General features: G+C 71.4%; 11 protein-coding genes. 7 read left to right on the top strand and 4 right to left on the bottom strand.

What is annotated here, in order from left to right:
- The first annotated feature begins 1 nt into the window (after position 1).
- Genes AB3M34_RS20765 through AB3M34_RS20755 form a run of 3 tightly spaced genes read left to right on the top strand, consistent with a single transcriptional unit; the run spans position 2 to position 4,041 of the window.
- Positions 2-2,089 (top strand): biotin carboxylase N-terminal domain-containing protein, encoded by a 2,088-nt coding sequence (locus AB3M34_RS20765; RefSeq protein ID WP_370616758.1) that lies wholly within the window; start codon positions 2-4, stop codon positions 2,087-2,089.
- Entirely contained in the window at positions 2,086-3,252 is a 1,167-nt protein-coding gene (locus AB3M34_RS20760; protein ID WP_370616757.1) for an acyl-CoA dehydrogenase family protein, read from the top strand. The genes AB3M34_RS20765 and AB3M34_RS20760 overlap by 4 nt, the downstream gene beginning before the upstream one ends.
- A 39-nt stretch (positions 3,253-3,291) precedes the next feature.
- Positions 3,292-4,041, top strand: a complete 750-nt coding sequence (locus AB3M34_RS20755) for an enoyl-CoA hydratase-related protein (protein WP_370616756.1) — start codon at positions 3,292-3,294, stop codon at positions 4,039-4,041.
- 98 nt (positions 4,042-4,139) lie between these two features.
- On the opposite strand, the gene AB3M34_RS20750 is transcribed toward AB3M34_RS20755, so the two are convergent.
- Positions 4,140-5,477, bottom strand: coding sequence for an HNH endonuclease signature motif containing protein (locus AB3M34_RS20750; protein WP_370616755.1), 1,338 nt, complete (start codon positions 5,475-5,477; stop codon positions 4,140-4,142).
- 85 nt (positions 5,478-5,562) lie between these two features.
- On the opposite strand from AB3M34_RS20750, the gene AB3M34_RS20745 reads away from it, so the two are divergent.
- Positions 5,563-6,513: a TAXI family TRAP transporter solute-binding subunit gene (locus tag AB3M34_RS20745; RefSeq protein ID WP_370616754.1), complete on the top strand. Its 951-nt coding sequence runs from the start codon at positions 5,563-5,565 to the stop codon at positions 6,511-6,513.
- Here AB3M34_RS20745 and AB3M34_RS20740 read toward each other — a convergent pair.
- Together AB3M34_RS20740 and AB3M34_RS20735 are read right to left on the bottom strand one after the other, a co-directional pair.
- Entirely contained in the window at positions 6,452-7,849 is a 1,398-nt protein-coding gene (locus AB3M34_RS20740; RefSeq protein ID WP_370616753.1) for a sensor histidine kinase, read from the bottom strand. The genes AB3M34_RS20745 and AB3M34_RS20740 overlap by 62 nt on opposite strands.
- Before the next feature lie 4 nt (positions 7,850-7,853).
- Positions 7,854-8,516 carry a response regulator transcription factor gene (locus tag AB3M34_RS20735; RefSeq protein WP_370616752.1) on the bottom strand — a complete coding sequence of 221 codons (663 nt, stop codon included), beginning with the start codon at positions 8,514-8,516 and terminating at the stop codon, positions 7,854-7,856.
- Between the two features lie 110 nt (positions 8,517-8,626).
- Here AB3M34_RS20735 and AB3M34_RS20730 point away from each other — a divergent pair, with 110 nt between their 5' ends.
- Entirely contained in the window at positions 8,627-10,744 is a 2,118-nt protein-coding gene (locus AB3M34_RS20730; protein WP_370616751.1) for a TRAP transporter permease, read from the top strand.
- A gap of 7 nt (positions 10,745-10,751) precedes the next feature.
- Complete coding sequence (locus AB3M34_RS20725; RefSeq protein ID WP_370616750.1) at positions 10,752-11,738, top strand: TAXI family TRAP transporter solute-binding subunit; 987 nt, start codon at positions 10,752-10,754, stop codon at positions 11,736-11,738.
- Between the two features lie 57 nt (positions 11,739-11,795).
- On the opposite strand, the gene AB3M34_RS20720 is transcribed toward AB3M34_RS20725, so the two are convergent.
- Positions 11,796-12,134, bottom strand: coding sequence for a winged helix-turn-helix transcriptional regulator (locus AB3M34_RS20720; RefSeq protein ID WP_370616749.1), 339 nt, complete (start codon positions 12,132-12,134; stop codon positions 11,796-11,798).
- Positions 12,135-12,255: 121 nt separating this feature from the next.
- Between AB3M34_RS20720 and AB3M34_RS20715 the strand changes: the two genes are divergently transcribed.
- Positions 12,256-14,043: an NAD(P)-dependent oxidoreductase gene (locus AB3M34_RS20715; RefSeq protein ID WP_370616748.1), complete on the top strand. Its 1,788-nt coding sequence runs from the start codon at positions 12,256-12,258 to the stop codon at positions 14,041-14,043.
- Positions 14,044-14,058: the final 15 nt, after the last annotated feature.

Below are 14,058 nucleotides of genomic sequence, written 5' to 3'. Positions count from 1 at the left end.
GATGATTCAGAAGGTGCTCGTGGCGAACCGGGGCGAGATCGCCCGGCGGGTGTTCGCCACCTGCCGCGCGCTCGGCATCGAGACGGTCGCGGTGCACTCCGACGCGGACGCGGACGCACCCTTCGTGCGCGACGCCGATGCCGCCGTACGCCTTCCCGGCAACGCGCCAGGCGAGACGTACCTGCGCGGTGACCTCGTCATCGCGGCGGCACAGGCGTCCGGCGCGGACGCGATCCACCCCGGGTACGGGTTCTTGTCGGAGAACGCGGAGTTCGCGGCGGCCGTACGCGACGCCGGGCTCGTCTGGATCGGGCCGGACCCGGAGGCGATCTCCGCGATGGGGTCGAAGGTGCGTTCCAAGGAGCTGATGGCCTCAGCCGGTGGTCCGGTCGCCGGACTCCTGGAGCCGGAGGCCATGACGACGTCGGACCTCCCGCTCGTCGTGAAGGCGTCCTCGGGCGGTGGTGGTCGCGGCATGCGGGTCGTGCGCGATCTCGCCGCGCTCCCGGCGGCGCTGGAGCAGGCAGCCGCCGAGGCCGGGTCGGCGTTCGGCGACACGACGGTGTTCGTGGAGCACTACCTCGAGCACGCGCGGCACGTCGAGGTGCAGGTGATGGCCGACGCGCACGGCACGTGCTGGGTGCTCGGAGACCGCGACTGCTCCCTCCAGCGGCGTCACCAGAAGGTGGTCGAGGAGGCCCCCGCACCGGGGTTGTCGGACGCGACCCGTACGGCGCTGCACGACGCGGCACGCTCGCTCGTGAAGCAGGTCGGCTACACCGGCGCGGGGACGGTGGAGTTCCTCGTCGAGGAACGAGACGAGCATGGGCGCAGCGTCGAGGAACGAGACGAGCATGGGCGCAGCGTCGAGGAACGAGACGAGCGACCCGCGCTCATCTCCTTCCTCGAGATGAACACGCGGCTCCAGGTCGAGCACCCGGTCACCGAGGCCGTCACCGGCCTCGACCTGGTCGCACTCCAGCTGGCCGTTGCGGAGGGCCGGTCGCTCCAGGAGGTGACCGGCCTGTCCGAGCCGCCTGCACCCCGGGGCCACGCGATCGAGGTCCGTCTGTACGCCGAGGACGCCGCGGACGACTTCTCGCCGCAGACCGGCACCGTGCGCGCCTTCGACCTGCCCGGGTCGGTCGCGCAGTTCACCGGGCCGACGTCGTACGGCCTGCGTCTGGACTCCGGCGTCGAGGCGGGCAGCGAGGTCGGGATCCACTACGACGCGATGCTCGCCAAGGTGATCGCGTACGGGCCCGACCGCGCGTCGGCGATCCGGACGCTGAGGGGTGCGCTCGGCCGGACGCGGTTCCACGGCGTCACCACGAACCTCGACCTCCTGCACGGCATCCTCGGCGCACCGGAGTTCGTGGCCGGCGAGCTCAGCACCCTCCTGCTGGAGGAGCGGATCGACGCATGGTCCGCTCCTCGCGCGGGGACTGCCGCTGTGGCGGACTACGCGACCGCCGCGGCTCTCGCCTCGGCAACGGCGGCCTCGGAGTCGGCGAAGGTCCTGTCCCGGATCCCCGCGGGCTACCGCAACGTCGCGAGCCAACCGCACACGGTGACGTACGAGGTGCGAGGAGCGGAGGTCACGGCCGCGTACGCGTCGGTGGTCGGTCGGCTCACGCCGCAACCGCAGGCGGACGACGTCGCCGCCCCGGTCGCGACCTCGGTCGCGGCGGATCACGTCGTGCTGGAGCGTGACGGCGTCGCACGGGCGTACGCCGTGGCGGTGCACGGCGCGACCGTCGACGTCGACGGCCCCGAGGGACCGCTCGACCTCGCCGTGGTCCCGCGGTTCACCGACCCGGCCGACCAGGTCGTCGCGGGCTCCCTGCTCGCGCCGATGCCCGGATCGGTCGTCTCGGTGGGCGTGCATGCGGGTCAGTCCGTCTCGCAGGGCGACGTGGTCGTCGTCCTCGAGGCCATGAAGATGCAGCACACCATCACGGCGCCGACCGACGGCGTCGTCACCGAGCTCGCGGTCGCCGCAGGCTCCCAGGTGGAGTCCGGCGCGGTGCTCGCCGTGATCGAGGCCGGCACCGACGAAGATGGCACCGACGAAGGAGAGAACGCATGACCACCGCATTCGCCGAGACCGAGGAGCGTCGCGCCCTCCGCAAGGCGGTCGCCGACCTGGGCCGCAAGTACGGCCGGGACTACTTCAACGCGGCGTACCGCGAGGGTCGCAAGACGAGCGAGCTGTGGGAGGAGGCCGGCAAGCTCGGCTACCTCGGGGTCGCCGTGCCTGAGGAGTTCGGCGGCGGTGGCGGTGAGATCGGTGACCTCGCCGCGGTGTGCGAGGAGCTGGCCGCCGCAGGCTGCCCGCTGCTCCTGATGGTGGTCTCGCCGGCGATCGTCGGCACGATCATCGCCCAGTACGGCACTGCCGAGCAGAAGCAGCGCTGGCTGCCCGGCCTCGCCGACGGCACGAGTACGTTCGCGTTCTCCATCACCGAGCCCGACGCCGGATCCAACTCGCACAAGATCATCACGACGGCGTACCGCCAGGAGGACGGCGGCTGGCGCCTCTCCGGCGGCAAGACCTACATCTCGGGGGTCGACGAGGCCAGCCACGTCCTGGTGGTCGCGCGCACCGAGGACCACAAGACCGGCAATCTCAAGCCCGCGCTCTTCCTGGTCCCGACCGACACCCCCGGGTTCACCTGGCAGGAGATCCCGATGGGGATCGTCAGCCCCGAGAAGCAGTTCACGCTGTTCTTCGACGACGTCGCGCTCCCGTCCGATGCGCTGATCGGGAGCGAGGACGCCGGGATCGAGCAGCTCTTCGCAGGGCTCAACCCCGAGCGGATCATGGCGGCGTCGTTCGCGACGGGCACGGCACGTCTCGCCCTGGAGCTCGCCACCGAGTACGCGAAGACGCGCCAGGTGTGGAAGGCGCCGATCGGCGCCCACCAGGCCGTCGCCCACCCGTTGGCGCAGACGCACATCGAGATCGAGCTCGCGCGGCTGATGACGCAGAAGGCCGCGGCGCTGTATGCGGCCGGCGACCACATGGCTGCCGGGGAGGCGGCGAACATGGCGAAGTACGCCGCAGGCGAGGTCGTCTGCACGGCCGTCGACCGGGCGATCCAGACCCACGGCGGCAACGGGCTCGCCGAGGAGTACGGGCTGGTGCAGATGCTGGCAGGCTCGCGCCTGTCGCGCATCGCACCGGTGAGCCGCGAGATGGTGCTCAACTTCATCGCGCAGTTCTCGCTCGGCCTCCCGAAGTCGTACTGACCGTCCGCCCTCCCGTCGCTTCACGAAGGAGCAGCATCCATGACAGAGCTCGTCCACCTCGACGTCGTCGACCAGGTCGCGACGATCACCCTGGACAGCCAGCACAACCGCAACGCGCTGTCGAAGCAGCTCGTGACCGAGCTCTCCGGGCACCTGGAGACCGCGGCGGCCGACCCTGATGTGCTCGCCGTCGTCATCGCCGGCGCAGGCACGGTGTTCTGCTCGGGCGCCGACCTCTCGGAGGCTGCAGGCGGCGGGATGGTCGAGGGCGCCAAGGGCCTGGTCGACCTGCAGCGTCTCATCGCGACTCTGCCGAAGCCGGTCGTCGTACGTCTTCACGGCCCAGTCCGTGCCGGCGGGCTCGGAATCGTCGGCGCCGCGGACGTCGTCGTCTGCGCAGAGGAGGTGACGTTCGCGTTCACCGAGGTGCGTCTCGCACTCGCGCCGGCAGTCATCTCGCTGACCACCTTGGCCCGGATGACCCCACGCGCCGCGTCGCGGACCTTCCTGACCGGGGAGACGTTCGCAGCGGCGGAAGCGGCGGCGTACGGGCTGGTGACCGAGGTCGTGCCGGCGGCCGAGCTCGATGCCGCGGTCGAGCGCGTGCTCGTGGGGCTGCGCAAGGCGTACCCGCAGGGCCTGCGCGAGACGAAGGCTCTGCTCAATGCCGACCTCGTGGCGCGGATCGATGCGCTCGGCGACGAGGTGGCCGATCAGTCCGGGCGGTTGTTCGGCTCGGACGAGGCGCGCACCGCAATGCTCGCGTTCCTCAACCGCAAGAAGGGCTGACGGGCCGCCAGTCAGGTCGCCGGCCAGCCGAAAAGACTCAGGTGTGGGCACGACCGGTCCCCCGATCCGGTCGTGCCCACCTCTGCCCCACCCATGCGTCACGCCGCTGAGGCAGCGCGTTCTCGCTCCGCCTGATCGTGCACCATGCGGCGAATCTCGCGGAGTCGTCGTTTGGCGAGTAGCCGGCGGAAGCCGCGTTCTCTCTCGTCGCTCGCGGTGAGCCGCCGCCCACGTTGCGTCGTGATGACGACCTCGCCCGTGGTGGGCTCACGCGAGACCTCGAGAAGCCCGGCATGCAGCAGGTGGTGGCATCTCGGACACAGGCCGAGCAGGTCGGCGAGGTCCGTGCGTCCGAAGTCGCGCGCCCACCAGTCGATGTGGTGCATCTCGAGATGGGTGTTGTGGCATCCCGGGTTCGCGCAGACGTCGTGTTGCCGATGCTTCACGGCGATGCGTTGTCGCTGGGTCGCCAGCCGCTCGGTGCGGCCGACGTTGAGGACGTCGGCGGTGCGTCGGGCGGCGTGGAGATCACCGGTGGCGAGTTCTTGGCCGTCGGTGAGTACCGGTGTGATGTCGGCGTCGCAGAGCAGCTCGCCGAGCAGCAGGTCGGGGATCGCGCCCCACCCGTGCAGTCGACCCGGCGCGGCGCTCAGGTCGCCTTGGAGACGCTCGAGGTCGACCGTCACGTGGATCTGTGGTCGGAACCCCTTGCGGGTCGGGAGGCCGTGCTCGAGCACGTGCGTCAGCAGGCGGTCGAGGTTGCCGACGCGCCGCTGCGAAGGCGACCGGGTGTCGTGGCGGTCGTCGGGTGCTCCGAGGTGGTCGACGACTGCCTTGAGCTTGGATCCAGTGGCGATGTCGAGGAACCCGGTGACCGCGTAGCCTTCTCCGACCTTCGAGACCTGGATGTCGCGGCGGTCCATGCCGCGGATGTAGGCGGCGTCGAGCTCATCGGGATGGATTGCTTCGACGAACTCGCGGATCTCGGCCCTCAGAGCGGCAGGCTCGCTCCGCTCGGCGACGTCGAGCAGGTAGTCCTCGGCCGCCGTCACGACGAGCGGGTCAGTCTTCTTGAGCCCGGCGCTGAACTCGTGCACGTGGGCGAGACGGATCCGGCCGGCGTACAGCGACTCGGCCACCCGCGGCAGCGCCCTCATGGTGCGACCGGCGGTGAGGAGCCGCCCGGCCTCCGAGGCGTCGAGCCGCAGGTCACGTCGCGCCCACGCCTTGACGTTCGGCGCTCCGGCCTCCTCGGGACCACCGGCCTCGGCGAACGCTGAGAGCCCGCGCGCGAGCACTCCGTCGAGCAAGGCGCGGGCAGCAGCAGCCGTCGTCAACAGGTCTGCCTGCTGCTCGGTGGCCGCGAGCTCCCACGGCACATCGGCAGCCGCCTGCACCGAGCGGCGCAGGTCGTCGACGAGGGCTCGGGCGTCCATGAACACAGTCTATTCGTACAGATGTTCGAGACGCAAGAGCTTGCGGCCCTTGCTGTGTGGCGCCTCCGAGCGCGAGGATCGACCGGTGCCCGACCTTCCCCGCCGTCGCGCGCTGGCGCTGCTCGCACTGCCGCTGCTCGCCGGCGTGGCCGGCTGTGTCGGTCGGGGGTGGACCTCCTTCGACCGCACGACCCTACGGATCGCGACCGGCAACCCGGGCGGTGTCTTCGTGCGCTACGGGCGCGCGCTCACGACCGTGCTCGAAGCCAGGCTCGACGGGGTGGACGCGCGGGCGCGTGGCACCGACGCCTCGCTCGAGAACCTCCGGCTCGTCGCCGAAGGGGAGTGCGACGTCGGGTTCTCCCTCGGCGACGCGGCCGCCGATGCCGTCACGTCCGACGACCGAGACCTCGTCGCCCTGACGCGGATGTACGACAGCTTCGTCCACCTCGTCGTACGCGAGGACTCGCCGTTCCGGCGGGTCGGCGACCTGCGCACGGCGCGCATCGGCGTCGGCGCGCCGGGGTCCGGCACGCGGGTCATCGCCGGGCGCGTCCTCGACGTCCACGGTGTGCGCGAGCCGACCGCACGCTACGCCGACTCCTCGCTGCAGGACTCGGCCGACGACCTGCGCTCGGGGCGCCTCGATGCCTTCTTCTTCGTCAGCGGGCTGCCCAACCAGGCCATCGCGCTGCTCGCCGACCAGGTGCCGATCCGCCTGCTCGACCTCGGTGGAGTGGTCGAGCCGATGGTCGCGGCGTACGGACCGCAGTACGTGCGAGCGCCGATCCCGCCGAGCGCGTACGGCCTGCCGGACGCCGTCAGCACGCTCAGCGTCAAGAACTACCTCGTCGCGAACCCGTCCCTCGGCGACGACGTCGCCTACGCGGTCACGCGCCTCGTCTTCGAGGCCCAGGACGAGATCGAGCGGCTGGAGCCCGGGGTGAGCCAGCCGACGCTGGGTGCGGCGATCTTCACGTCGCCGCTCGCGCTGCATCCCGGCGCGCTGCGCTACTACCGCGAGCGGGGCGCCTGAGGATCACCCGTACCTCGAGGCCGTCGCCCGCGGGTCGGCGTACGACCAGGTCGCCGCCGGCCTTGACCACGTGCGCGCGGACGATCGCCAGGCCAAGGCCGGTCCCGTGCACGTTCTGGTGCCGCGCTCCGCGGAAGAACCGGGCGCCCACCTTCGGCAGGTCGTCCTCAGGGATGCCGGGACCGTGGTCGCGCACCACCAGGTCGACGGTCTCAGGCCCTTCGAGGACGCTCACCTCGACCGGGGCGCCGGCGGCGAACTTCGTCGCGTTGTCGAGCACCGCGTCGAGGACCACGTCGACGACGTCGGCGGTCGCGAGCGCCGTGGCGCTCGACGGAGCATCGACCCGGAGGTCGGCGATCGCCGGCTCCCAGACGTGGCACCGTGTCCGCACGGCGGCGGCGACGTCCACCGGCACCAGCGGAGCGCGCTCCGCCTCGACCTGGCCGAGGTCGAGGAGCGAGTCGACGATGCGTGTGAGGCGGTCGGTCTCGCGGAGCACGAGGTCGAGCTCGGCGGCGACCTCGTCATCGGCGCCGGCGCTCAACGTCTCGACGCGGAGCCGGAGCGCGGTCAGGGGGTTGCCGAGCTGGTGAGACGCGTCGGCCACCAGCTCCGCCTGCTGCTGCTGGGAGAGCTCGACGTGATCCGCCATGTCGTTGAACGAGGACGCGAGACGACGCAGCTCGGGCGGGCCGTCGTCGGCCGGCACCCGTGTCGAGAGGTCGCCGTGCGCCATCCGTCGCGTGGCGTCGTCGAGCTCGTCGACGGGGCGAAGGATCCACCGGACGAGCGGGACAGCGACGCCCACGGCGGCGAGGAGCAGGACGCCGAGGCCGGCGGCGAGCAGCAGGGCGAGTCGTGTCGCGACGTCGTCGCGCACGGGGCCGGTCGGGATATCCATCACCACAGCGCCGAACACCTCGGCGTCTCGTCCGATCGGCGCGGCGACGACGTACGTCTCCGCCGACCACGGCCAGAACGGCTGAGGCTCCTCGGCGCTGTTGCCGGCGAGCGCCCGAGAGACCGCACGGGGAACGGCTGCGGGGTCCAGCTCGCCCGGCGACGCGGCCACCGTGCGGCGGTCGGCGTCGACGACGACGAGGCGGGCGCCGTACACCTCCTCGTACCGAGCGAGCTCCGAGCGCAGGGACGCGACCGAGCCTGTCTCCAGGGCGGTGCCGGCGACGACGGTGAGCCGGTTCAGGTCGGCCTGCCGGGTGACGAAGAGGTCCTGCGTGCGGTCGGAGGCGTACGTACCGATCAGCGGCACGATCAGCGCGACGAGGAGGACCGACAGAGCGACGGTCGAGAGGACGAGCAGGCGGCGGCGCACCGGCTCACCCCGCTGCCGGCATGCGGTAGCCCTTGCCGCGCACCGTCTCGATCAGCTCCGGGCGGCCGAGCTTGGCGCGCAGGGTGGCGACGTGGACGTCGAGCGTCCGGGAACCGCCGACCCAGGTGGTGTGCCAGATGCGTTCCATGAGGGTCGTCCGGTCGACGACGTGGCCCGCGTTCTGGGCGAGCACCAGGAGCAGCGCGAACTCCTTGGGCGCCAGGTCGAGCTCGAAGCCGTCGAGCGCGGCGCGCTGGTCGTCGGCGTCGAGCCGGAGGTCGCCGACCCGGAGCGTGGAGGCGGCCGGCGCGTGGCCGTACCTCCGCATGACGGCGTCGATGCGGGCGAGGAGAACCTGCGTGCTGTACGGCTTCGTGACGTAGTCGTCGACGCCCGACTGCAGCGCGGCGACGACCGAGGCCTCGGACCGCCGGGCGGTGACGGCGATGATCGGAACCTCGCTCTGCGCGGCCCGGATCCGTCGGCAGAGCGCCAGCCCGTCGGAGTCCGGCAGTCCCATGTCGAGCAGGACCAGTGACGCGTCACCGTGCTTCTGCCAGCCCTCCTTCGCGTCGGCGGCGCGGTCGACGGCCAGGCCGACGCGCTGGAGGGCGGCGCCGAGCGCGCTGGCGACGGCGTCGTCGTCCTCGACGAGAAGGACTCGCACGGCGGGCCTCCTGGGGGTGTCTCGATGGCGTCGGGCGCGACGTCAAGACTGTGTAAAGGCTGGCGCTCGGACCGGTCTCTGTGACGTGGATCACGCATACGTTACCGGTCATGCCCACCGCCGAGCGCGAAACCCCGGTCGACAAGGAAGACCTCGACCGTCTGGCCTCCGAGTACGACGAGGAACGCCCGTCGCGCCGGCTCTCGCCGCGGTGGGACCAGGCGATGACGCTGTGGTGCTTCGCGGTGGCGGCGTTCGTCCTGTGGCAGGTCTTCTTCCCCCTGCGGCAGGGCAACCAGTTCTACCTGATCGTCTTCCTCGGCGTCACGCTCCCGCTGGCGTTCCTGCTCTACCGCGGGCGTGCCCGACGCCGTCCCGAGGGTCGTGACGACCCCGGCCCGGTCGACTGGCTGCTCGCTCTGGCTGCCCTCGTCGTCGGGCTCTACCCGGTCCTTCCCCTCCCCGAGTGGAGCACCGGCGGCGGGGGCTTCTCGGCGTTCCTCGACCGTCAAGGGGCGCTCGAACCCGTCGACGTCGCGGCCGGCCTCGTCCTCCTGCTGCTCGTGCTCGAGGCGACGCGCCGTACGACGGGCTGGGTGCTCCCGATCGTGTGCGCGGCCTTCCTCGCGTACGCCTACTACGGCGGGTTCCTCCCCATCGAGTGGGTGATCTCGCACCGCGGCGAGGACATCGACCAGATCGTCAACGCGCTCTACAACGAGGCCAGCGGGTTCTTCGGGGTGCCGCTCGACGTCGCGGCGTCGTACATCGTGCTCTTCACGATCTACGGCGCGGTGCTCGACCGCATGGGCGCGGGGCGGTTCTTCGTGGAGTTCAGCTTCTCGCTGTTCCGGAAGTCGGGCACCGCCCCCGGTCGTACGGTCGCCACCTCGGGCTTCCTGCTCGGCACGGTGTCCGGCTCGGGGACGGCGACCGCGGTCACCCTCGGGTCGTTCGCGTGGCCGATCCTCAAGCGCGCCGGCTACCCGAAGGAGGCCGCGGGCGGCATGCTCGCGGCGTCCGGCATCGGCGCGATCCTGTCGCCGCCGACCCTCGGCGCGGCGGCGTTCATCATCGCGGAGTACCTCGGCGTCTCGTACCTCCAGGTGCTCGGCTGGGCGCTGGTCCCGACGCTGCTCTACTACCTCGGCATCTTCCTCGCGGTCGAGATCGATGCGCGGCGCTTCGGGGCGCGCCGGGTCGACGTCGACGTCAACAGCCCGTGGGCGCTGCTCGGCCGGTTCGGCTACCACTTCGTGAGCCTCGGCGTGATCATCGTGTTCCTCGCGATGGACGTCCCGCCGTTCAAGGCGGTCGTCTACGCGACCGCGGTGGCCGCGTTCTTCGGGCTGCTGGAGGCGGTGCTGTCGCGCCGGCGGTTCGTCGGCGGCATCGAGGAGGACCAGGCGACGGCCGAGACGCTGCCGCTGGGCGACTCGGTGCGCGACTACGTCCTGCGTCTGTACGTCGCGCTCGCGACCGGCATCCGTGCCGCCGTTCCAGTCATCGCCGTATGCGCCGCGGCCGGCGTCATCACCTCGACGATCGCGAAGACCGGGTTGGGGCAGGTGCTGTCGGACCTGCTCGTCGACGCCGCCGACGCACTCGCACCCAACCACGCGACGCTGGTCGTCCTGAGCGCGCTGTTCTCTGCCGTCGCGATCATCGTGCTCGGCCTCGCCGTCCCGGTCACCGCGTCGTTCATCCTCAGCTGGATCGTCATCGGGCCGGCACTCATCAGCCTCGGCGCGGACGGTCCCGAGGTCGCGATGTTCATCTTCTACTACGCGGTCCTCTCGGAGGTGTCGCCGCCGACCGCCCTGGCGGCCGTGGCGTCCGCCGCGATCACCGGCGGCAAGGTCATCGCCACGATGTGGCAGGCCTGCAAGTACACGTTGCCGGCGTTCCTCGCCCCGATGGCGTTCATCATGACCGACAATGGCGCCGCTCTTCTCGGTCGAGCACCGTTCGTCGACGTCGTCTGGACGACCCTCGTCGTCGCGTGCGCTGTGGCCGCGCTCGCCGTCGCGACGTCGGGCTGGATGTTCGGTCCGACCCGGCGCCTCGAGCGGCTGCTCTGCATCCCAGCCGCGCTCCTCCTGCTCTACCTCGTCCCGGTGTCGATCGCCGTCGGTCTCGCGCTGCTCGCCGCAGCCGTGGTCGTCCACGTGGTCGGACGCCGGGGAGACCATCCGACGTCCACCGCCACACCCATCACCCAGGAGTGAAGAAGCCATGAGACGAACCCGTACGCTCATCGCCACCGGAGCCCTCACCGCCTCCCTCGCGCTCGCGGCCTGCGGCGGCCAGCAGGACAACGACCAGGCGGGCGGTGACGAGGACAGCTGCGACGCCGGCTCCGGCCGGATCGGCATCGCGACCGGCAACTCGACCGGCGTCTACTACGTCGTCGGTGGTGGTCTCGCGCAGCTGATCAACGACGAGACCGACCTCAAGGCGACCGCCGCGGAGACGGGCGCGTCGGTGCAGAACGTGCAGCAGCTCGTCGCCGGCGACTACGACATCGCGTTCTCGCTCGCCGACACCGCGGCCGACGCGGTCGAGGGCACCGGGTCGTTCACGGAGAAGCAGGAGGTCTCCTCGATCGGCCGCATCTATCCGAACTACACGCAGGTCGTCGTCCGCAAGGACGCCGACATCGCGTCCATCGAGGACTTCAAGGGCAAGCGGATCTCGACCGGGTCTCCGAAGTCGGGGACGGAGGTCATCGCGCAGCGGCTGATCGAGGCGGCCGGTCTCGCGCAGAGCGACGTCTCCGCGCAGCGCCTCGACCTGACCAAGACCGTCGACGGGATGAAGGACGGCTCGATCGACGGCCTGGTCTGGTCCGGCGGACTGCCGACGCCGGCGATCACGGACCTCTTCACCTCGATCGGCGACGACGTCGAGTTCATCGACATCACGCCGCAGCTGGAGACCCTCCAGGAGGTCAACCCCGTGTACGAGGAGGCGGCGATCCCCGCGGCCACCTACGAGCTCGACGCCGACGTGCCGACGATCGCCGTTCCGAACGTTCTCCTCGCCCGCAACGACATGCCCGACAACGTCGCGTGCGCGCTGACGACGCTCGTGTACGAGGACACCGACGCGCTGGTCGCGGTGCACCCGGCGGCCAAGGACATCACGATCGACGACGCCGCGAAGTCCGAGCCGATCCCGGTCCACCCCGGGTCGCAGCGGGCGATCGACGACCTGCAGTAGCCCCGCGCCCACGGGGCGGAGGTGTGGAGTACGGGAGGGGCCGGGCCCTTCCCGCACTCAGCGCGTCAGGATCTGCTCCCGGTGCTCCTCGGCCCAGTCGCCGAGCGGGTCGAGGGCGTCGAGCAGTGCCTTGCCTGACGGCGTCATCGAGTACTCCACGCGGGGCGGGACCTCGTGGTAGGACTCGCGGTGCACCACGCCGTACGCCTGGAGCTCCTTGAGCTGTTGGATCAGCATCTTCTCGCTGATCGCCCCGACCTCTCGCCTCAGAGCGCCGAACCGCAGCGGTCGGTCACGGAGCGCCCAGAGGATGAGGGCCTTCCACTTGCCTCCGACGACCGTCATGCCGGCGTCGAGAGCGCAGGTGTACGGGCCGAAGCCGCCGTCATCGCTCATTTCTTACCTCCGGGTGAGTACCAAACAAATAAGTAGGTACTTGTCGATCGTACTGCGCGGGTCCGACGCTGGTCACGGCGAGCGAGATCACCAGGGTCTCCCGACAGTGAGCAGAGGCGACATGACCGACGACCTGACCACCCGCTCCACCACCCCGCCGACCGTGTCCGTGATCGGCCTCGGCGCGATGGGCTCCGCGCTCGCTGCGGCGTTCGTCGACGCGGGGTTCGTCACCACGGTGTGGAACCGCACCGCGGGAAGGGCTGACGCGCTCGTCGTCCGTGGCGCGCGAGCAGCCGACGACCTCACAGCGGCCTTCGCGGCGAGCGATCTCGTCGTGGTCTGCGTGGTGAACCAGGACGCTGCCCGTGCGGTCCTGGACGCGGCGCCGGCGTCGGACGGCCGCATCGTCGCGAACCTCACGAACGGGACGCCGCAGGAGGCGGCATCCTTCGCCGCCGCGGCTCGGGACCGAGGTCACACGACCCTGAACGGCGGCATCATGGCGGTGCCCGAGCTGATCGGCGGGCCGCAGGCCTCGGTGCTCTACAGCGGGTCGCGGGAGGCGTACGAGTCCACGCGCGACGTCCTCGCCGTGCTCGGCCGGCCCGTCCACGTGAGCGAGGACGACGGAGCCGCGGCGTTGTACGACCTCTCCCTGCTCGCGGGCATGTATGGCATGCTCGGCGGGTTCTTCCACGCCGCCGCGCTGGTCCGCTCGGCAGGGCACGGGGTCGAGTCCTTCACCGAGGACCTGCTCGTGCCCTGGCTCTCCGCGATGCTGGGGACGCTCCCCGGCTCCGCGCGGAGCATCGACCGCGGCGACTACTCCCAGACGGGCTCCCCGCTGGCGATGCAGGTCGCGAACGACTCGATCGGCGAGGCGAGCATCGCCCAGGGAGTGAGCGCGGAGCTGTACGCACCCCTGCACGACCTGATGCAGCGTCGCGTCGACGACGGGCACGGCTCCGAGGACATGGCCGGTGTCGTCGAGCTGCTCCACCCCCTCGGTCGTACGGCGGGTGCCACGAGTCGGCCGGCGACTTCGGTGTCGGTGCTCGGGATGGGGCCCATGGGCCGGGCGCTCGCCGGTGCGCTCCTTGCCGCCGGTCACGAGGTCACCGTGTGGAACCGGACGCCGGGTCGCGCCGAGGAGCTCGTCCGCGACGGTGCGCGCGAGGCGATCTCGGTCGCGGAGGCGGTGACCGCCAGCGACCTGACGATCGTCTCGGTGATCGACGACGCCGCCGCGCGAGAGATCCTCGAGGCGGCCGGGTCCGCGCTGGCGGCGGCGACGGTCGTCAACCTCACGGCCGACACACCTCACCGGGCCCGGGCGATGGCGGACTGGGTGTCCGAGAGCGAGGTGGCGTACCTCGACGGCGCGGTGATGACACCGACCACGACGATCGGCAGACCTGCGGCGCTCGTCCTCGTGAGCGGACCGCGCGACGTGTACGCGCGCGTCGCCGACGTGCTCGCCGCGCTCGCCGGCACGGTGACCTGGCTGGGCGAGGACCCCGGTCGCGCGTCCGCCTACGACCTCGCGCTGCTCGACCTGTTCTGGACGACCGTCAGCGGGTACGCCCACGCGCTCGCGCTGGCGCGCGCCGAAGGGGTCGCCCCGTCGGACCTCGCGCCGTACGCCTCGGGGATCGTGGCCATCATGGACGCCGTCGTTCCCGAGATGGCGGCCGAGCTCGAGGCTGGGTCGTACCCCGGCGACGAGGCGTCGGTCGCGTCGGCCGCCGCGACGATGGCGCACGTGGTCGAGGTGTCGCGCGAGCACCGCATCGACGGGTCGGTGATCGAGGCTGCTGCCACGCTCGCCGCCAAGGTCGTCGCGGACGGGCACGGTGACGAGGGGATCGCGCGCCTGGCTGTGGCGCTCGAGCCGGGGCGGGGATGAGCGGGCGCGCCAGAC

It is taken from the genome of Mumia sp. Pv4-285 (assembly GCF_041320275.1).
Classification (GTDB): domain Bacteria; phylum Actinomycetota; class Actinomycetes; order Propionibacteriales; family Nocardioidaceae; genus Mumia; species Mumia qirimensis.
This window is presented reverse-complemented; position numbering and strand designations above follow the sequence as displayed.